Genomic DNA, 17497 nt, shown 5'->3' with positions numbered 1-17497 from the left:
TGGAAAGGGCTTTCTACAGGTCGAGTAGCTTGAGCCGGGCGCCCGTCTCGGTCCCTGTTCGCCGGGCTAGACAGGGCGGCCGATGCGCCGCGCCACATCGATCCGGGACCGCCGCGCCATGACCATCAAGACCACCAAGAGCAAGTTCTTCCGCGGCTTCGTGGAAGGTCAGACGATCAGCGACGGGCGCACCGTCACCGCCGAGATGATCGATCAGGCGGTCGAGACCTTCAATGCCGAGACCTACTCGCCCGGCATCAACATCGAGCACCTGTCCGGGTTCAGCCCCGAAGGCCCATTCAATCGCTACGGTGACGTTTCGGCGGTCAAGGCGCAGGTCGATGAGGTCACGATCGCGGGCAAGACCGAGAAGCGCAAGGCGCTCTACATGCAGGTCGACGCGCTCGACAGCCTGGTCGCACTCGCCGCCAGTGGTCAGAAGCCCTTCCCCTCGGTCGAGCTGACCGGCGACTATGCCGGCACCGGCAAGGTCGGCCTGGTCGGCCTCGCGTTCACCGACAACCCCGCGTCGATCGCGACGCAGAAGCTGAACTTTTCGCGCGGTGCGGCCGTCAACGGTAATCTGGTCGCCGCAGGTGACGAGGCGGTCGCGCTCGAATTTGAGATCAAGCCGCAGGACACCGACACCATCGTCGACGGCTTGTTCTCGCGCTTCATGGACAAGATCCGCGGCAGCAAGGAGCCGGAGAAGAAGCCCGAGCCGGCGTCGATCACCGGACCGGCTGACTTCACCGCTGCGCTCGAGGATCTGACCGGCACCTTCAAGCAAGCGCTCGCCGCTGCGGTGAAGCCATTCTCTGAAGGTCAGGCCGCACTGACCGCCCGCTTCGACAAGCTCGAGGGGAAGCTTTCGAAGACCGAGCAGCCGGATCAGTTCCGCCGCCAGCCCTCGCCGGGTGGTGCCGGGGGCGAAGAGACCGACTGCTGATCGGCGTCCACCTCGCCCATCCCCCTCAGACCCCGCCAAGGAACCGCCACCATGCTCGAACTCACGCAGGACAAATTCGACGCCTACACCCAAAAGATTGGGAAGTTGAATGGCGTCACCAATACCGCTCGCACCTTCACGGTTGCTCCCGCTGTCGCGCAGACGCTGCGCGGGAAACTGCAGCTCAGCAGCGAGTTCCTGAAGAACATCAACATCATCCCGGTCGTCGCCCAGGAAGGCGACAAGGTCGGCGTCGGCGTCAAGGGCACGATCGCCAGCCGTACCGATACGCGCGTGAAAGATCGCGAGCCGCGCTACCCCGGTGATCTCGATGAGACGCGCTACCGCTGCGAGAAGACCGACTTCGACACGCTGGTCCGCTACGAAACGCTCGACTCCTGGGCGCACCAGCCCAACTTCCAGATCCTGCTGCGAGACGCGATCGTAAAGGCAAAGGCGATGGACATCATCACCATCGGCTTCAACGGCACGCACGTTGCCAAGGATACGGACCCCGAGGCGTTTCCGCTCCTGCAGGACGTCAACATCGGTTGGCTCGAGCACATCCGCCTCGACACGCCCGAGCGCCACATCGCGGGCGGCGACCTTACGCCGGAAACGCGTGATGCAACGACCGGGCGCGTGACAGTTGCCGGCAAGATCTTCGTTGGTGCGGGCGAGGTCGGCGAAGAGGTCGACTTCGTCAACATCGACGCGCTGGTGTACGACGGCATCGAGGCGCTGCACGAGAACTATCGCGAGGACACCGACCTGGTCGCGATCGTCGGGCGCGCGCTGGTGCACGACAAGTATTTCGCGATCGTCAATGCCTCGGGCGACAAGGCAACCGAGCAGCTCGCGCGTGACGTGCTGCTATCCGCAAAGAAGATCGGCGGTCTTCAGGCGGTGCGCGTGCCTAAGTTCCCACCCAACGCCATCCTGATCACGACGCTCGCGAACTTGTCTGTCTACGAGCAGATCGGCACCGAGCGGCGCAAGATCGAGGACAACGCCAAGCGCGATCAGGTCGAGAACTACGAGAGCGTCAACCACGCCTACGTGGTCGAGGATCTCGGCAAGGCCGCGCTCATCGAGAACATCGTCATGGGCAAGAAGCCGGCCGCGTAAGCGGCTGGACAACCCTCCGAAGTAACCCGCTCCCACAGGACACGCCATGAGCCTCGCTCGACGCAACCAGGAACGTATCCTGGCGATGAAAGCGGCGTCTGCTCCTGCATCCGGGAGCGGGTTCGCCCCCACCGCTGCAACCGGCACCGCGCCGGTTGCAGCGGACCAAGTTAGGCCGAACACCGCGGCTGCCGCGATCAAGCTGCGCCTCACGCACGCACTGCGCCGTCTCGCCCAGATCAAGGCGGTGACGCTGAAGGTCGCCGCCAAGCGCGAAATGTTGCCCGAGTACCGCGACTGGTGCGACGGCGTGCTCGCAGCAGGTCGCGCCTCGCCCCCCGGCTCGCTCTCGCCCACCGGCGCTGACGAAGTGCTGCCGACCGTCATGGTCTGGTCGATCGACATCGAGGATTATTCCCGCGCGCTCGAACTCGCCGCGCACGTCCTGCGCCACGAAGTGACCATGCCATCGCGCTACCAGCGCGACGCCGCAACGCTGGTGCTCGAGGAGATCGCCGAGGCGGCACTGCGCGCGCAGGCGATCAACGCCCCCTTCCCGCTGTCGGTGCTCGAGCAGGTCGAGGAGCTGACCGCCGGCATCGACATGCACGACGAACCCCGCGCCAAGCTCGCGAAGGCGATCGGCGTCGAGCTGGCCCGCGCCGGCAGCGATGCCGAGGCCGACGCCGCGCGCCCGATTATCACTCGCGCCATCGCGCAGCTCGAGGCCGCGCAGCGGCTGAACGACCGCGTCGGCGTCAAGACCAAGCTCACAGGGCTACGCCGCGCGCTCGCCTCGCTGCCCGCGCCCGACCAGGACAACGCCGGTCCGCCCGGCTGACCAGCTCGCCCCCGGCGCTCGGGGGCGGATCGCGCGGAGCAGGAGACCTTCGGGTCGCAGGGCTGCTCCGGTCCCGGTCCTCACCCCCGTGATTTTCGAAGGATCGCCCACATGCCGCTCTCGCTCATTGCTTACTGCTTCGGCCTGTTGCTGCTGCTTGTGGTGGCGGTGATCGCATGCCTGGGCGGCGTGATCGTGACGCGCGAGGCGCCGCACACCGGCAACGTCGCGACGGTCGAGCGAACCGGCAACCTGATGTTCGTGCTCGGCCTGCTGCTCTTCGCGGTTGCGGTCGCGATCGTGGTCGCGGGCGAACCGCACCTGGTGGCGCGCTGATCGTGACCCTATCGATTCCAATCAAGACGAGCGCAGCGCCAGTCGCGCCGGGCTCTACCGCGCCGATCCGTAACGACGGCTGGCTGCCCGACATTGAGCCCGACGCTCTGCGCGCCGGCTACCGTATTCGCGAGGTGGTCACGCCCGAACGGCTGCGCACCGCCGTGATTGGCGCGATCATGGCCGCGCGTGCGGATCTGCGCTCGTGGTGCGCAGCGCGGCTCGCGGCCGGATATGCATCACTCGCCGACGTGCCGGCTGATAAGGTCGACGGCGAGAGCGTGCTCGTGCTCTCCTATCGTCGCGCGATCGGCGCCTACGTGCGCGCCGAGCTGATCGAGGGCTACCGCGACACGGACCTGACCGGACGCGGCGACCGCAAGGTCGATGATCTCGAGCCGAGCGTGGACGAACTGCGCCGCGATGCCATCCACGCGATCCGCGACATGCTCGAGGTCGGCCGCACTACGGTCGAGCTGATCTGATGCCCGACACGCTCACCGCGCAGCAAGGCGACACGCTCGACGCGCTGCTCTGGCGTGCCCGCCGGCTCGGCTCGCCCGCGCTCGCAACGGTGCTCGCCGCCAACCCCGGCCTCGCCGCGCTCGGTACCACGCTGCCCGCCGGCACCCGCGTGACCGTGCCCGCCACCCTCACGACCCGCGACACCACCCCGGTGCGCGACATGGTCCAGCTCTGGGACGATTGATGGACAAGCTCCTCCACGATGCCCTCGCGGCGATCGTCACCTTCCTGCTCAGCCTGCTGCCCGCCGCGGTCGGCTCGACGGTCAGCCTCGCGTTCGAAGCCGGGCTCACCTGGGCGCAGCGCTTTGTGCAGCTCTTCGTCGGCATTGCGGTGTCGTACTTCGCCACCAACCTCGTGACCGCGATCTATCCGGTGAGCGAGCCGGTGCGCCAGGCGATCGGGTTTGTCGCCGGGTTGATCGCCTTCAAGGCTGCTCCGCGCTTTCGCGATGAGGTGGTCGATGCCGTTGCCGGCATCCCCGGTCAGATCCGCGACGCCATCCCATTCCTGCGCCGAAAGGACCGCCAGTGACCCGCTCGCCCTACGATCGCGCCAAGCTGCGCGCCCAGCTCGCCCGGCACGAGGGACGCCGCTTACGCGTCTACCGCTGCACCGCCGGCAAGCTGTCGATCGGCATCGGTCGCAATCTCGATGATGTCGGCATTCGCCCGGCCGAGCAGAAGGCGCTCGGGATCACGGTCGCCAGCGTCACGCGCAACGGCGTCACCGATGCGCAGTGCGATGCGCTGGTCGAAAGCGACATCGACGGTGTCGAGCGTGACCTCGATCGCGAGCTGCCGTGGTGGCGCACGCTGTCGGGTGTGCGCCAGCGCGTGTTGCTCGACATGTGCTTCAACCTCGGCATCGGCTGCCGCGCCGCACCCGGTCGCAAGGCACGCGGGCTGCTCGCCTTCATCAACACGCTGACGCTGATCCGGCTCGGTAACTACACCGCCGCGGCGAGCGCGATGTGCGTCTCGCTGTGGGCGCGACAGGTCGGCGAGCGCGCCACCCGCCTCGCCGACATGATGAAGACCGGAAAGGACGCCGCGTGATCACGTCGCTGTTCAACAAGGCCAAGGCCGAGATCGCCTGGCTGGTCCTGCTGCTCGTCGCGGTCGCGGCTGCCTTCCTCTACGTCGAGTGGCGCACGACCGAGGCCGATCGTGACCGGCTGCTGCAGTCGGCCGAGCTGCTGTGCACGGCTGCCGGGTCCGACTTCACCGCCAAGGGGAAGATCGCGCGCGGTGTCGCCTGCAAGGCGCAGATCGCCGCGCTCGCCGACTTCAAGAGCCGCACCGCCGAGATCACCGCCAAGACGCTCGCCGACGCGATGGCTGCGCATGACGCGCGCCAGCTCGCCGACAATCTCGCCGCACGTGCCGCGGCCGAAGCCGCGCGCGATGCCGCGCACCGCATGGAGACCGCCGATGCCGAAGCCGAACGCCGCAACCTTGTCGATCGTGAGTGGACTGCTGCTGTTAACGGCGTTGCCGGCCTGCGCCCCACGCTCGCCCGTTGAGGTCGAGAAGCCGGTGCCGATCGTGGTGCCGGTGAAGCAGACGCCGCCTGCCGAACTGCTCGACTGCGCCGAGCGGCCGACCGGCTTGCCCGAGGACGCCGACTTGGTCGCGCAGATCCCGACCAAGCTGCGCGCCGGCATCATCCGCCTCGCGCGCGCGTTCGGCGCCAACGCCAGCCGACTCGATCGTCTGGTAGACTGGAACGCGCCCGGCACCTGCGCGGGCGCGAAGTGAGGAAGCCCGACGCGCTGAAGCAGTGGTTGGTTACGCAGGTCGAGCACCTGCGCGACCATCCCGAGACGCTGTCGCTGTTCACCGATGGCGGGCGCGTGGTGTGCCGTGCGACCGGCACGCTATCGTTCGAACAGCGCTATAAGCTCAACCTCGTGGTGCAGGATTTCGCCGGCGACCTGAACGCGATCTTCGTGCCGCTGCTCGCGTGGATCTCGCTCGAGCAGCCCGACCTGTTCGATCGCGCACCGAGTGAGCCGTTTACATTCGAGTCCGAGATCCTCGACAGCGGTGCGCAGGACGTGTCGATCGACCTCGAGCTGACCGAGCTGGTGCGCGTCGAGGTGGTCGACGGCGCCTGGTCGATCACCGACGTGCCCGATTGCCCGCGCGTGGACACGTTCCCCGGCGTGGAAACCACCGTGACGCTTTGGCACGCCGCGGCCGAGGATGTCGGCACAGGCGACACGGTCGCGGTCGGTGGTTGAAGACTTCGCCGCGATTGAGCAGCTCGCCGGCGCGCTGGTGCGTTCGCTCGCACCTGTCGAGCGTCGATTGCTGCTGCGCCGCATGGCGCGCGACCTGCGCCAGAGCCAGTCGGCGCGGATTGGACGGCAGCAGAATCCTGACGGTTCGGCGTTCGAGCGACGGCGTCCCCGACAGGAGCAGAAGCCGGGCGGTTTCGCTGTTCGCTTCCTCTACCCGCTGGGCGCGGCCGAGCCCCGCCTCGTGTTCATGCGTAGCTGGGTGCGGCAAGGTCCACTCATGACCGGCTACGACCAGGAGGCCGGCGCGATCCGCTCGTTCTTCTACGACAAGGTCGCCAAATGGCTGCCGGTCGAGCCGGGCGAGCAGAACGCCGGCGCGGGTAAGTTACGGCGCCGCGGTACCATCCGCCGCGCCGCCATGTTCCGCAAGCTGCGGGGCGGGCGGTTCCTGCGTGCCGACGCGACCGATCGCGAGGCGTGGATCGGCTTCTCGGGGCGCGCGGCCGAGGTGGCGAAAATCCATCAGGAAGGGCTGTTCGATCAGCCGTCGATCAAGAGCAAGAAGGTGCGCTACGCCCGGCGCGGACTGCTCGGGCTGACCGAGCGCGAACGTGGGCGCGCGATCGAGCTCCTGCTTGAGCATGTTGCTGGCGCCGTAACGGCGCTTGGGTGAACGTCTGCTTCTGGGAGGAAAGCGGATCTATAGCTCTCCGGTTTGTACGAACGGTTAGCTGACAATCGTTAATTCAACAGTGTTGATGATAGCGGCGACTAACAGGAACATTGCAACGTCCGAATAGGTGCTTATTGATACTAGTATGCAGCTCAACTTCAACGCCAGCCACCTGTCCATTAACACTTTCCCGTCCGTTCAAATCCCGGATTTTACGGTGATCACTGGCCCGAACGGCGCGGGCAAGACGCATCTCCTTCAAGCATTGGCGAACGGCTCAATACGTACCGATGTCGCCCAGCCTCAAAGTTCAAGTCACGAGATTCGCCTTTTTGATTGGAGCACTCTCGTGCCCCAAGATCAGGGTCAGATTTCGAGTGAGGCGCTGCGGCAGGAGCGGCAAACCTTAGAGATGCAGTTTGTAACCCTCCGCCGACATCCAAACGCTGCTGAGCCACTCCGAGGGGTGGCTCGATCACTTGGGCTTTCTAACAAGTTTATCGATGATCCTTTCAACATGGTTCTATGGAGCATGGGCGATTTGGAGCGCGAGCTCTCCGACCCCAAGCAAGCAGAAGCTGCGATGATTCAGATCAACCAGGCGATTGCAAATGCATCACAGTTCATCATCAACAATTCTGATGCGCTTCTGCAAGCATCCCTTCGCGCACTCAGCAGCAAATATCAGATTCCGGTTGTGGCGATTACTCCCAAGCAATTGAGTGTCTCCGGCCTCAGTAATTGGGGCAGGACAGACCTCTTCCAGCAATCTTTTGCGCGGCTATTTCTTGCATATCGAGATGCTGAACTAAGCAACCGCCTTGCGGAGTTCAATTTCGAAAAGGGTTACTCGGAAGAGCCATTTTTAGCTCCGAGCGAGTTTCATGAGCATTATGGCCCAGCGCCGTGGAGGTTCGTTAATGACACAATAGCGTCGGCGGGCCTAGATTTCGTGATTAATGCGCCAGCTTTAAACGAGTTCCTGCCCTACACACCGCAACTGACAAAGATATCCACAGGAGCGATCATCCCATTTTCTAGCCTCTCGTCAGGCGAGAAGGTGCTCATGTCCTTCGCGTTCTGCGTGTATTATGCGAACGATCGAAGGCAGCTTACGGTCTATCCCAAACTAATTCTTTTTGACGAAATCGACGCGCCTCTACACCCGTCGATGACTCGCTCGCTCATCAACACGATTACAAGTACGCTTGTCAAAGAATTTGGAATAAAGGTGATAGCGACCACCCATTCGCCTTCGACGGTCGCCTTGGCACCTGAGGGTGCGGTGCACCTCATGCTACCCGGGAAACCCGGCTTACATTCCGTCTCTAAAGCCGAGGCCTTGAACATCCTTACGGTCGGCGTACCAACGATAGCGATAAGCTTTGATGGCCGGCGGCAGGTATTCGTCGAAAGCCCATCGGATGCGAAAACGTACGACAGCCTTTACAAGATTCTCAAGCCGGAATTACGCTCTGAGAGGTCACTAGAGTTTGTTGCCACGGGGACACGTAATACTAAGGGACATGAGATCAACACTGGTTGTGACGTGCTGAAGCGCCTAGTTGACGACTTAGCGGCAGCCGGAAATAACTCGGTTTTCGGGCTTGTTGATTACGACGGTCATCACGCTGCAACCGGGCGTATAGCAGTTTTAGGTTCCGGTGGCCGTAATGGAATCGAGAACTATGTTCTTGACCCTCTTAGCCTTGCCCTACTCATTTGCCGCGATTTCGCCACTGAAAGACCGTCGGTAGGAGTGGCTCAAACCACTCCCTATCCCGCTATTTTGCAGTTTAGCGCCAATGAGCTTCAGAAGATGGTCGAGCTTGTCGGCCTGCGTGTCTTTGTAAGCGCCCCCTTGACGAAGATACGCTCGGATTACCGTGGAGGCTTGTCGCTTGAAATTGACGCCAGGTGGGCCGACACGGATGACCATGCCTTGGAAGGCCTAGTTGTCACCGCCTTTCCATTTCTTCAGGCGATTACCAAGCAGCAAGCCGGCAAGCTGCTTCAAAGAATAATCATGACTGTTATGGCTGACGAGACAGCTCTGATTCACGTCGAGCTTGAACGCACCTTTCGTGACTTACTTGAAAGGCCAGCTCACTAAGATTTCCAAAAGATATGCGTTGCATCGTCAACGACCCTATGAATTTCTCCCGTCGGGCAACAGCGACTCGCGTCTAAATTTCCGCGAGTTCGTCTTCACGGCTGCAACCAAGTCATAAGCGAACGTCCGCTAACGGGCAGGAGCGTTCACCTTCTCGATGTCTGAGTGTTGGGCGGGAGGGGACATCGTGCAGCGGCTAATCTGTCGCTTTGGTCCTGTAGAAAGCCCTTTCCACAGGACCAAGCGACTAGCCGCCGCATGACACCCCCGCCGACATGGCCGCGCCATGCCCGCGCCCGCCTCCAGCTCTGTCGACCTGTCGCGCCTTGCTCCCCCGCCGATCGTGGAGCAGCTCGACTATGAGACGATCCTCGCCCGACTGATCGCACGCGTGCAGGCCGAGCTGCCGAGCTTCGATGCCACCGTCGACAGCGACCCGGCGGTCAAGGTGCTGCAAATCGCGGCCTACGAGCAGATGATGCTGCGCGCCGACTTCAACGACCGACTGCAGCAGCGGCTCGTCGCATACGCCACCGGCTCGACCCTCGATCACATCGGCGCCGCGATCGGTGTCGCCCGGCTCGCCGGCGAGAGCGACGACGCGCTGCGCGCGCGTATCGTGCTCGCACCCGAGGGCTTCGCCGCGGCCGGTCCTGAGCTGGCGTATGTGAAGCGCGCACTTGACGCGTCCGCCCTCGTGCTCGACGCCAGCGCCACCAGTCCGGCGCCCGGCGAGGTGCTTATGACGCTGCTCTCGGCCGAGGGCGACGGCACCGCGTCCAACGCATTGCTCGGCACCGTGCGTAAAATCGTCACCGACAAGTCGGTGCGCCCGCTCGGCGACCTGGTCACGGTTGCGTCGGCCGCGCTGGTGCCGTTCGTCGTCACCGCGCGGCTGTGGACCTTCGCCGGCCCCGACGCCGCGCTCGTGCTCGCCTCCGCGCGCGCGAAGCTCGATGCGTACATCGCCGCCTCGCGCCGCCTCGGTCGCGACATCACGCTCTCCGGCCTCTACGCTGCGCTCACCGTCGAGGGCGTACAGCGTGTCGAGCTGGCAGCGCCGCTCGCCAGCATCATCTGCGACGCCACGCAGGCGGCGCTCTGCACCGGCGTCACCGTGACCCATGCCGGCTATGACGACTAGCCTGCTGCCGCCCAATTCGACGTGGCTCGAACGCGCGCTCGAGCGCGGCGTGCGCGCGATCGACATCGACACGCCCGCCAGCGTCATCGATGATCCGCTCGCCTGCCCGTCCGAGCTGCTGCCGTGGCTCGCCTGGGGGCTGTCGGTCGACACCTGGGACACCGACTGGTCGGAAGCCGACAAGCGCGCCGCGGTCGCCGGCTCCATCGCCTTCCACCGCATCAAGGGCACGCGCCTGTCGGTCGAGACCGTGCTCGCGCGCTTCGACCGCCTCGCCCGCGTGATCGAGTGGCACGAAGCCTCGCCGCGCGCCGCGCCGCACACCTTCGAGGTCGAGCTGCCGATGGTGCTCGAAGATGGCACCGCACCCGGCGGACGGCGCGCAACCGCCGCCTTTGCCGAGGCGATCATCCGCGAGGTTGCGCGCACCAAGCCGCTGCGCGAGCAGATGCGGCTCGTCCAGCTGATCGAGATCGCGGGGCTGATCGGCGTGCAGGGCGCGCTGCGTACCGCGGTCGCCGCCCGCCTCGACACCACCTACACCATCGACCGCAATCGTGACTGGTCGTCGTTCCTGCAGACGCAGGACGGCGAGCCGATCACCGACGATCGCGGCGCCTTTCTGGAGATCGCCGCATGAGCGCGCTACCGCTGCTCGTCACCAACGCCGGGCTCGCCCGCTTCACCGCCGCGCAGCTCGGCGACGACATCGACCTCGCGGTCACGCACGTACAGCTGACCGACACCGCCTTCATCGCCGCGCCGACGCTCGACGCGCTGCCCGGTGCCTTTCGCCGCATCGAGACGATCTCGGGCAAGCCGGTCGGCGACGGCATCGTGCACATGGTCGTGCGCGACGAAGCCGCGGTCGGCTACGGCGTGCGCGGGCTCGGGCTGTTCCTCGCTGACGGCACGCTGTTCGCGCTCTACGGGCAGGCCGAGCGCATCGCCGAGAAGGCGGTCGCGACTACGCTGCACCTGGCACTCGACATCGCCTTCCCGACCGGCAGCGTCGCCAACCTGATCTTCGGCGACACCGACTTCCTCAACCCGCCCGCGACCACCGACACCCCCGGCGTGGTCGAGCTGGCAACCGAGGCCGAGGCGGTCGCGGGCACCGACGCGCGCCGCATCGCGCCGGTCGCCGCGATGTGGGCGGCGATCCGCGCGGCGCTGAATGCCCGGCTCGGCACCGGCCCGACTGATTGGGCACGCGGGCTGATTGCTATGGCAACGCCGGCCGAGGGGCGCGGCCAGCTCGAACTCGGCACCGCCGCGACGCAGAACAACGACTTCTTCGTCACCGCCGAGGGCTACACTGCCGCATCGGTGCTCGAGCGTATCAACCAGCTCGGCAATGAGGAATTCCTGCGCATCGTTGATTCCGTTGAGGCGCCCGAGGGTCGCTACCGGCTGTGGTCGGACGGGGTGAAGGAATGCTGGGGCGTTGCCGAGATCCCGGCCGGCGCAACGGTCGGCATCGAACTGCCGCTCGGGTCGGACGAATACCTCGTGCCGGTCGGGCAGCCGATCTTCGCTGGCGCGGCGCCTGCCAAGGTCTTCATCCGCGAGCTGATCGGCCCGCCCTTCATCGGCTTCTCCGTCACGAACACCGAGGCAGCGCCGGTCACCTTCTACTGGCACTCGAAAGGCCGCTGACATGCCCAAGATCTCCGCGCTTCCCGAGGTTGCCCAGCCGACCGGCACCGAAACCGTGGTGGTGATGAGCGGCGAGCGCGCCGCGCGCGTGTCGATGCGCCCACTCGTTGCAGCAGCACTCGGCGACGAGCTGACCCGCGCCGCGGCATCGGCCGATGTGTCGCAGGTCGCGGCCGACCTCGCGATCACCGCCGGGCGCGTCTACGCGACGAAGGCGGACGCCGTTGCCGCGCAGCCAGACGACGGCGCCGTCATGATCCTCGCCGATGAGAGCCGCGACGGTGCGCGCACGCTCTACCGCGCGGCGGGTGGTGCGCTCAGCTTCGCCGGCGTCATGATCGGCGCGGCCGACCTCGCCGATCCGGCGAAGGGTGCCGACCTCATCGGCCTGTCGCCGGGCAGGACCGTGCGCGATGCGCTGGTGCTGCCGGATGGTCGCGTGCTGTCCGACCCTATCCTGTCACAGGCGCTCGAGCGGCTGCGCCGCGAAGCCGACCGCGTGCTCACCGTCAACGTGCGCCCGGCCGACCGCTTCACGCCCTACGATCGCATCGGACCGGGCGACGGCTATACCGAGACCGGGCAATGGGCGTGGGACACGCCGTTCGAGGCGGTTGCCGCGGTGGCGCTCGGCCGCGCCGAAGAGGCGCAGCGCTGGCTGCTCAACTTGCCGGCCGCGCAGCTCGACAATGGCATGACGCCGTGCACGATCGGGCCCGGGCTCAACACCAACTACAGCCAGGTGCCGGTGCGCGCCTGGGCGACGTGGGAGTGCTTCAACGCCACCGGCGACCTCGTCTTCGCCCGAACCATGTACGATTACCTCGTCCGCGAGTTCGCCTGGTGGAAGGCCGCGCGCATGGATGCCTCCGGGCTGTTCCTCTACGGCTCGAGCCGCCCCGGCTCGCCCAGCCCCGGCCTGGTCGCGCAGGATCTGCGCTACGAGACCGGCGAGGATGCCAACATCGGCTTCTTCGATGCGCAGTTTGCCGGCGTCGACGGCATGCTTGCCGACCACGTCTGCCCCGAGCTGAATGCAGCACTCGCCAGCGAGGCCGGCTATATGGCGAAGCTCGCCGACGCGCTCGGCCTCGCCGACCAGCGCGACGCCTGGGCGGGCACCCGCGACGGCATCAACGGTCGCATCGCCCGCTACCTGTGGGATGATCAATACGGCAGGCTGGCGATGATCGTGCGATCCGACCTCGCGCGCAGCGTCGGCACGCTCGCGGCGCCGGTCGCGCTCGGTGCTACCTCGCTGACGCTCGCCGAGCCGATCGGCTTCGCCGCCATCGCCGGCGACAAGCTCGTGCTCGGCGACACCACGGTGCAGCTCGCGGCCGACCTGGTCGGTACCGAGACGGTGCTCCGCTTCATGCGCGGCATCGACACCGCCTTCGCGGCCGGCACCAGCGTCTTCCACCGCGGGCTGCAATGGTGCCACAAGCTCACCCACTTCGCCTTTCCGCTGTTCGCCGGCTCGGTCACCCAGGCGCAGGCACGCCGCATGGTAGACGAAAACCTGCTCTACCGCTTCGACGGCGACGTGCCCGACAAATTCACCGCCTATCTCGGCACCGACTACGGCCGGCTCGGCAGCGGTCGCACCTCGCGGCTGAAGGCGCGTCACCTCTTCTGGCATGCACCCGACGCGTCGGGTGCGACCACGATCACCGCGCGCGGCTGGCGTCACGATTACACCAGCGGCGACCGCACCGTGCTGACGATCTACGCGCGCGGCATGGCGTCCGATCCCGTACGCCCGCTCGCCGCCATCGTGCCCGAGTGGGAAACCGCACAGCGCTACCGCCCGCTCAGCATCGACGTTCGCCATCCCCGCGCCGCGGCGTCGCAGGGCTATCAGCTCCTGCTCGGCGACTATCCCGCCAACGCCTTCGTCGTGAACACCGAGCTGCCGATGCCGGCGGGCGTGGACGGCGCGTTCGTCACCACCACGCTCGACCCGCTGACCACATCGGCGCGGCCCTTCTACGCGCGCCTGCTACAGCGCAGCAACGCCACCGCCGACCTCGCCACCTCATCGGTGACGCTCACCTTCCACGTGCGCGGCTTCGTCTACGCGACCGGCCTCGGCCTCATCGCGCAGCCCCGCCTGACCGACGATGCACGCGCAACCGAGGTCGACAGCGACGTGCACGACGGCGGAAACTCGCCTGCCACCAGCGACTATTGGAAGGGCGACCACTGGGTGAACCTCGAGTTCCTGACCATCCTCGGGCTGCTGCGCTACGGCATGCGCGCCGAGGCCGAGCTGATCGGGCGGCAGGTGATCGACCGCGTCTACCGCGAGTTCGTCGCGACCGGGCGCCTGTGGGAGCGCTTCAGCATGCGCGGCCAGGGCAAGGGCGCACCCGATTACGGCTGGACCGCCAATGTCATCAACATCGCCCAGGTGCTGGGCTGGCTGTGAGGAAGTCATGACCGACCGCCTGGTCTTCACCGCGCACGAGGATTGCTGCCTCGCCATCGCCGACGCACTCACCGGCTTCGTCGCCGAGGGCTGCGCCATCCTCGTCCTGCCGTGGCGCAAGGGGCTGTATCGCTGCGGCATCTCGCTGCCGGCCGGCGCGCGCGCGGATCTCGCGAGCGACATCGCCGTGCAGGCACAGCGCGCGAGCGACGCGTGGCAGGACGCACAGGCGCCGCTCGCCTCGTCCTGACCCTGTAGAAAGCCCTTTCCACAGGCCGCGCCCCTCGCGCTCGCGGAACGTCCGCGCATGGTCGCCGGTGATGAACATCGGTGCCGACACCCTGCGCCTCCTGGGCGATCTCGCGCGCGAGGGCGTGGTGGAATCGGTGGATCTCCGCGCCGGCACCGCGCGGGTGCGCTTCGGCGACCTCGTCACCGGCGACATTCCCTGGCTGGCGGCGCGCGCCGGCAAGATGCGAATCTACGCCGCACCCTCGGTCGGCGAGCAAGTGGTCGTGATCTCGCCCGAGGGTCGCACCAGCGCCGCGATCATCATCGGCAGCCTTTCGTCGGACCAGCACCCGCACCCGGCCGATGATAGCAGCGCGGTGATCGCGTTCGATGACGGCGCCGAGATCACCTACGATCCCGACGGGCACTTCCTGATCGCGCGCCTGCCCGCCGGTTCCTTCGTCCAGGTAGAAGCCGACGACATCTACCTGCGGGGCAATCTCCACGTCACCGGCACCGTCGAGGCGACCGGCGACGTGGTTGGCGCGGGAAAGAGCCTGCGCGATCACGTCCACCTCGCCGTCCAGCCGGGGCAAGGCGTGTCGGGGAAGCCGCAGTGAACGGGATGGACCGCCACACTGGCAAGCCGCTCGCCGGCGCCGACCACCTCGCGCAATCGATCGGCGACATCCTCTCGACCCCGCTCGGGCACCGCATCGCGCGCCGCGAGTATGGCTCCGACCTGCCCGAGCTACTCGACCAGCCGATGAACCCGCGCACCGTGCTGCTGGTCTACGCCGCGACCGCGCAGGCGATCATGCGGCAGGAAGGTCGCGTGTCGCTGCGCCGTGTCGCGCTCGAGCGCGGTGCCGCACCAGGCGCCTTCGTCCTGCGCCTGACCGGCTTCCGCACCGATGCCCCCGCCGGCGCCGCCCCGCTCGACCTCTCCGTCCCCATCCGCGCGCTCAGCGCGCTTTCCTGAAGGATCTGCCCATGTCTTTCCGTCACGGCATTGCGGTTATCGAAACCGGCGACACCAGCCGCGCGCTGCGTACCATCGCCACCGCCGTCATCGGCCTGGTCGCGACCGCGCCCGATGCAAAGGCCGACGCCTTCCCGATCGACACGCCTGTCCTGGTCACCGACATCGGCACCGCCATCATCGACGCGGGTGCAGGCGGCACGCTGCAGAGCGCGCTCGAGGCGATCGGTGAGCAGGTCCGCGCGCCCGTCATCGTCGTGCGCGTCGCGCCCGGCGCCGATGTGACCGCCACCAACCTCGCGGTGATCGGCGAGGACACGCTTGAGGGGCGCACCGGCCTGCAGGCGCTGCTCGCGGCCGACGCGGTGGTCGGCGTCAAGCCGCGCATCATCGGCGCACCCGGCCTCGACACCCAGCCCGTCGCCGCGCAGCTCGCGCTCGTGGCGAAGAAGCTGCGCGGCATGGCCTACGCCCGCGCGATCGGCGCCGACACCGCCGCGCTCGCCGCCTACCGCGCCAACTTCAATCAGCGCGAGCTGATGCTGATCTATCCCGACGTAACCGTCGCCGACGGCGTGCTTGGCGCGTCGAAGCCGAGCCCCGCGGTCGCGCACGCGCTCGGCCTGCGTGCGCTGATCGACCAGGTGCAGGGCTTTCACAAGACGCTCTCGAACGTCGCGCTGCAGGGCGTCACCGGGCTGACCGTGCCGGTCCAGTTCGACATCCAGGACGAGGACACCGACGCCAACATCCTGAACGCGGCCGACATCACCACGCTGGTGCGGATCAACGGCGAGCTACGCTTCTGGGGCAACCACACCTGCGGGGCCGACGAGAACTTCCTGTTCGAGAGCGCGACGCGCACCGCGCAGGTGCTCGCCGACACGATCGCGGAAGGGATGACCTGGGCAATCGACAAGCCGCTGACGCCCAGCCTCGCGCGCGACATCGTGGAGCGCATCAACGAGAAGCTGCGCTTGATGAAGCGCGCCGGTCAGCTGCTCGGGGGCGAGTGCTGGTTCGATCCGGCCGGCAACCCGGCTGATCAGCTCAAGATCGGCCGGCTGAAGATCAGCTACCGCTACACGCCGGTGCCCCCGCTCGAGCAGCTCGGCCTCGAGCAGCAGATCACCGACGAGTACCTCGCCGACTTCGCGACGCAGGTCGCGAACGCCTGATCGCCACCCCGCCCCTTCCCGCCACCGGAGACCTGACATGGCGTTCACGCGCAAACTGAAGCAGATGATGATGTTCAACGACGGCGACGCCTACGTCGGCGATACCGTCTCGATCACCCCGCCCAAGCTGACCCGCAAGTTCGAGGAGCACCGCGCGGGCGGGATGAATCGCCCGGTGAAGATCGACATGGGCGGCGAGGCGTTGGAGCTTGAGGCAACCTACGCCGGCTTCATGCGCGGCGTGCTGCTGCAGCATGGCATGATGAGCATCGGCGGGGTGCAGCAGCGCTTCGTCGGTTCGTTCCAGGACGACGAGAGCGGCCTCGTCTCGCAGGTCGAGATCGTGACCCGCGGCCGGCACGACGAAATCGACATGGGCGAGTGGAAGCCCGGCGATTCGAGCGAGTTCAAGGTCAAGAGCCAGCTCAGCTACTACAAGCTGTCGCTCGACAGCGACGTGCTGATCGAGATCGACGTGATCGGCATGGTCGAGATCGTTGGCGGGGTCGACCTCATGGCGGCGCACCGCGCGGTCCTCGGCCTCTGACCTGGTCGGCGCAGGTCCGCGCCGACCCCCCTCTCTCTTGCTAGGATACCGACATGAGCGAAGACGCTCCCGCACCTGCCCCCAACACTGCGACGATCACGCTCGACTTCGACGTTACCCAGAACGGTGTGGTCGTGATCCCGGCCGGCACCAGCATCGTCGTGAAGAAGCCGATGGGCGGCGCGCTGCGCGGCACCAATCTCGGTGGCATCATCCGTATGGACTACGACCAGATCGCGCTGGTCATGCCACGCATCACCACGCCAGTGCTTCTGCCCGCGACGATGGAGATCGATCCGGCCGACGTGTCGCAGATCGGCGGGGAGCTGGTCGATTTTTTGCTGCCGAAGCGGGCGAAGGAGCAGCTCTTCCCCGCCACGTAGAGGATGCGATGGGCGACATCGCCTTCGTGTTCCACTGGAGCCCCGCGGTGATGGACGAAATGTCGGTCGCCGACCTGATGATGTGGCGCGACCAGGCTGCCCGTCGCCACAACCCGCCGAAGGACTGACCAC

24 protein-coding genes are annotated in these 17497 nt (G+C 66.5%); all 24 read left to right on the top strand.

The genetic code is table 11. The features are described from left to right. The first annotated feature begins 118 nt into the window (after positions 1-118). The 24 genes from QZ847_RS09990 (at position 119) to QZ847_RS09875 (ending at position 17493) form a co-directional block, all read left to right on the top strand. Positions 119-949, top strand: a complete 831-nt coding sequence (locus QZ847_RS09990; protein ID WP_294356128.1) for a GPO family capsid scaffolding protein — start codon at positions 119-121, stop codon at positions 947-949. Between the two features lie 51 nt (positions 950-1000). Beyond that, positions 1001-2077: a phage major capsid protein, P2 family gene (locus tag QZ847_RS09985; protein ID WP_294356126.1), complete on the top strand. Its 1077-nt coding sequence runs from the start codon at positions 1001-1003 to the stop codon at positions 2075-2077. A gap of 46 nt (positions 2078-2123) precedes the next feature. Beyond that, positions 2124-2918 (top strand): phage terminase small subunit, encoded by a 795-nt coding sequence (gene gpM, locus QZ847_RS09980; RefSeq protein ID WP_294356124.1) that lies wholly within the window; start codon positions 2124-2126, stop codon positions 2916-2918. Between the two features lie 111 nt (positions 2919-3029). Continuing rightward, positions 3030-3254 (top strand): hypothetical protein, encoded by a 225-nt coding sequence (locus QZ847_RS09975; protein ID WP_294356122.1) that lies wholly within the window; start codon positions 3030-3032, stop codon positions 3252-3254. 2 nt (positions 3255-3256) lie between these two features. Beyond that, positions 3257-3739, top strand: a complete 483-nt coding sequence (locus QZ847_RS09970) for a head completion/stabilization protein (protein WP_294356121.1) — start codon at positions 3257-3259, stop codon at positions 3737-3739. Then, positions 3739-3963 (top strand): tail protein X, encoded by a 225-nt coding sequence (locus QZ847_RS09965; protein WP_294356119.1) that lies wholly within the window; start codon positions 3739-3741, stop codon positions 3961-3963. The genes QZ847_RS09970 and QZ847_RS09965 overlap by 1 nt, the downstream gene beginning before the upstream one ends. Next, a complete protein-coding gene (locus QZ847_RS09960; protein WP_294356117.1) occupies positions 3963-4313 on the top strand; it encodes a hypothetical protein in 351 nt (116 codons plus the stop codon). The genes QZ847_RS09965 and QZ847_RS09960 overlap by 1 nt, the downstream gene beginning before the upstream one ends. Further along, positions 4310-4837, top strand: coding sequence for a lysozyme (locus QZ847_RS09955; protein ID WP_294356115.1), 528 nt, complete (start codon positions 4310-4312; stop codon positions 4835-4837). Before QZ847_RS09960 ends, QZ847_RS09955 begins: the two co-directional genes overlap by 4 nt. Beyond that, on the top strand, positions 4834-5304 hold the full coding sequence (locus QZ847_RS09950) for a hypothetical protein (protein ID WP_294356112.1): 471 nt from the start codon (positions 4834-4836) through the stop codon (positions 5302-5304). Before QZ847_RS09955 ends, QZ847_RS09950 begins: the two co-directional genes overlap by 4 nt. 13 nt (positions 5305-5317) lie before the next feature. Beyond that, on the top strand, positions 5318-5539 hold the full coding sequence (locus tag QZ847_RS09945; RefSeq protein WP_294356110.1) for a hypothetical protein: 222 nt from the start codon (positions 5318-5320) through the stop codon (positions 5537-5539). Further along, positions 5536-6024 carry a phage tail protein gene (locus tag QZ847_RS09940; RefSeq protein ID WP_294356108.1) on the top strand — a complete coding sequence of 163 codons (489 nt, stop codon included), beginning with the start codon at positions 5536-5538 and terminating at the stop codon, positions 6022-6024. The genes QZ847_RS09945 and QZ847_RS09940 overlap by 4 nt, the downstream gene beginning before the upstream one ends. Continuing rightward, positions 6017-6697, top strand: coding sequence for a phage virion morphogenesis protein (locus QZ847_RS09935; protein ID WP_294356106.1), 681 nt, complete (start codon positions 6017-6019; stop codon positions 6695-6697). Before QZ847_RS09940 ends, QZ847_RS09935 begins: the two co-directional genes overlap by 8 nt. Positions 6698-6842: 145 nt before the next feature. Beyond that, positions 6843-8810, top strand: a complete 1968-nt coding sequence (locus tag QZ847_RS09930) for an ATP-binding protein (protein ID WP_294356103.1) — start codon at positions 6843-6845, stop codon at positions 8808-8810. 286 nt (positions 8811-9096) lie between these two features. Next, positions 9097-9954, top strand: a complete 858-nt coding sequence (locus QZ847_RS09925) for a baseplate J/gp47 family protein (protein WP_294356100.1) — start codon at positions 9097-9099, stop codon at positions 9952-9954. Continuing rightward, positions 9944-10594, top strand: coding sequence for a phage tail protein I (locus tag QZ847_RS09920; protein WP_294356098.1), 651 nt, complete (start codon positions 9944-9946; stop codon positions 10592-10594). The genes QZ847_RS09925 and QZ847_RS09920 overlap by 11 nt, the downstream gene beginning before the upstream one ends. Continuing rightward, a complete protein-coding gene (locus QZ847_RS09915) occupies positions 10591-11613 on the top strand; it encodes a hypothetical protein (RefSeq protein ID WP_294356096.1) in 1023 nt (340 codons plus the stop codon). Before QZ847_RS09920 ends, QZ847_RS09915 begins: the two co-directional genes overlap by 4 nt. Before the next feature lies 1 nt (position 11614). After that, a complete protein-coding gene (locus QZ847_RS09910; protein ID WP_294356095.1) occupies positions 11615-14044 on the top strand; it encodes a hypothetical protein in 2430 nt (809 codons plus the stop codon). A gap of 7 nt (positions 14045-14051) precedes the next feature. Beyond that, positions 14052-14294, top strand: a complete 243-nt coding sequence (locus QZ847_RS09905) for a hypothetical protein (RefSeq protein ID WP_294356092.1) — start codon at positions 14052-14054, stop codon at positions 14292-14294. Between the two features lie 70 nt (positions 14295-14364). Continuing rightward, complete coding sequence (locus QZ847_RS09900) at positions 14365-14895, top strand: phage baseplate assembly protein V (protein ID WP_294356090.1); 531 nt, start codon at positions 14365-14367, stop codon at positions 14893-14895. Positions 14896-14900: 5 nt separating this feature from the next. Next, complete coding sequence (locus QZ847_RS09895; RefSeq protein WP_366930189.1) at positions 14901-15257, top strand: GPW/gp25 family protein; 357 nt, start codon at positions 14901-14903, stop codon at positions 15255-15257. Positions 15258-15268: 11 nt separating this feature from the next. After that, the gene (locus tag QZ847_RS09890; protein WP_294356086.1) at positions 15269-16435 is read left to right on the top strand and encodes a phage tail sheath subtilisin-like domain-containing protein; all 1167 of its coding nucleotides are present in this window, start codon (positions 15269-15271) and stop codon (positions 16433-16435) included. 37 nt (positions 16436-16472) lie between these two features. Beyond that, entirely contained in the window at positions 16473-16982 is a 510-nt protein-coding gene (locus tag QZ847_RS09885; RefSeq protein ID WP_294356084.1) for a phage major tail tube protein, read from the top strand. Between the two features lie 53 nt (positions 16983-17035). Continuing rightward, a complete protein-coding gene (locus tag QZ847_RS09880) occupies positions 17036-17365 on the top strand; it encodes a phage tail assembly protein (protein WP_294356081.1) in 330 nt (109 codons plus the stop codon). Between the two features lie 8 nt (positions 17366-17373). Next, the gene (locus QZ847_RS09875; RefSeq protein ID WP_294356079.1) at positions 17374-17493 is read left to right on the top strand and encodes a GpE family phage tail protein; all 120 of its coding nucleotides are present in this window, start codon (positions 17374-17376) and stop codon (positions 17491-17493) included. Positions 17494-17497: the final 4 nt, after the last annotated feature.

It is taken from the genome of uncultured Sphingomonas sp. (assembly GCF_913778135.1).
Classification (GTDB): Bacteria; Pseudomonadota; Alphaproteobacteria; order Sphingomonadales; family Sphingomonadaceae; genus Sphingomonas.
The sequence above is the reverse complement of the archived record's forward strand: the minus strand, read 5'-3'. Positions and strand labels throughout refer to the sequence as shown.

Bases quoted from the DNA above. Each gene is read 5' to 3' on its own strand.
- QZ847_RS09990 (WP_294356128.1), top strand. From the start codon at position 119: ATGACCATCAAGACCACCAAGAGCAAGTTCTTCCGCGGCTTCGTGGAA.
- QZ847_RS09920 (WP_294356098.1), top strand. From the start codon at position 9,944: ATGACGACTAGCCTGCTGCCGCCCAATTCGACGTGGCTCGAACGCGCG.
- QZ847_RS09925 (WP_294356100.1), top strand. From the start codon at position 9,097: ATGCCCGCGCCCGCCTCCAGCTCTGTCGACCTGTCGCGCCTTGCTCCC.
- QZ847_RS09915 (WP_294356096.1), top strand. From the start codon at position 10,591: ATGAGCGCGCTACCGCTGCTCGTCACCAACGCCGGGCTCGCCCGCTTC.
- QZ847_RS09890 (WP_294356086.1), top strand. From the start codon at position 15,269: ATGTCTTTCCGTCACGGCATTGCGGTTATCGAAACCGGCGACACCAGC.
- QZ847_RS09885 (WP_294356084.1), top strand. From the start codon at position 16,473: ATGGCGTTCACGCGCAAACTGAAGCAGATGATGATGTTCAACGACGGC.
- QZ847_RS09900 (WP_294356090.1), top strand. From the start codon at position 14,365: ATGAACATCGGTGCCGACACCCTGCGCCTCCTGGGCGATCTCGCGCGC.
- QZ847_RS09905 (WP_294356092.1), top strand. From the start codon at position 14,052: ATGACCGACCGCCTGGTCTTCACCGCGCACGAGGATTGCTGCCTCGCC.
- gpM (WP_294356124.1), top strand. From the start codon at position 2,124: ATGAGCCTCGCTCGACGCAACCAGGAACGTATCCTGGCGATGAAAGCG.
- QZ847_RS09965 (WP_294356119.1), top strand. From the start codon at position 3,739: ATGCCCGACACGCTCACCGCGCAGCAAGGCGACACGCTCGACGCGCTG.
- QZ847_RS09910 (WP_294356095.1), top strand. From the start codon at position 11,615: ATGCCCAAGATCTCCGCGCTTCCCGAGGTTGCCCAGCCGACCGGCACC.
- QZ847_RS09960 (WP_294356117.1), top strand. From the start codon at position 3,963: ATGGACAAGCTCCTCCACGATGCCCTCGCGGCGATCGTCACCTTCCTG.
- QZ847_RS09985 (WP_294356126.1), top strand. From the start codon at position 1,001: ATGCTCGAACTCACGCAGGACAAATTCGACGCCTACACCCAAAAGATT.
- QZ847_RS09930 (WP_294356103.1), top strand. From the start codon at position 6,843: ATGCAGCTCAACTTCAACGCCAGCCACCTGTCCATTAACACTTTCCCG.
- QZ847_RS09975 (WP_294356122.1), top strand. From the start codon at position 3,030: ATGCCGCTCTCGCTCATTGCTTACTGCTTCGGCCTGTTGCTGCTGCTT.
- QZ847_RS09880 (WP_294356081.1), top strand. From the start codon at position 17,036: ATGAGCGAAGACGCTCCCGCACCTGCCCCCAACACTGCGACGATCACG.
- QZ847_RS09895 (WP_366930189.1), top strand. From the start codon at position 14,901: ATGGACCGCCACACTGGCAAGCCGCTCGCCGGCGCCGACCACCTCGCG.
- QZ847_RS09875 (WP_294356079.1), top strand. From the start codon at position 17,374: ATGGGCGACATCGCCTTCGTGTTCCACTGGAGCCCCGCGGTGATGGAC.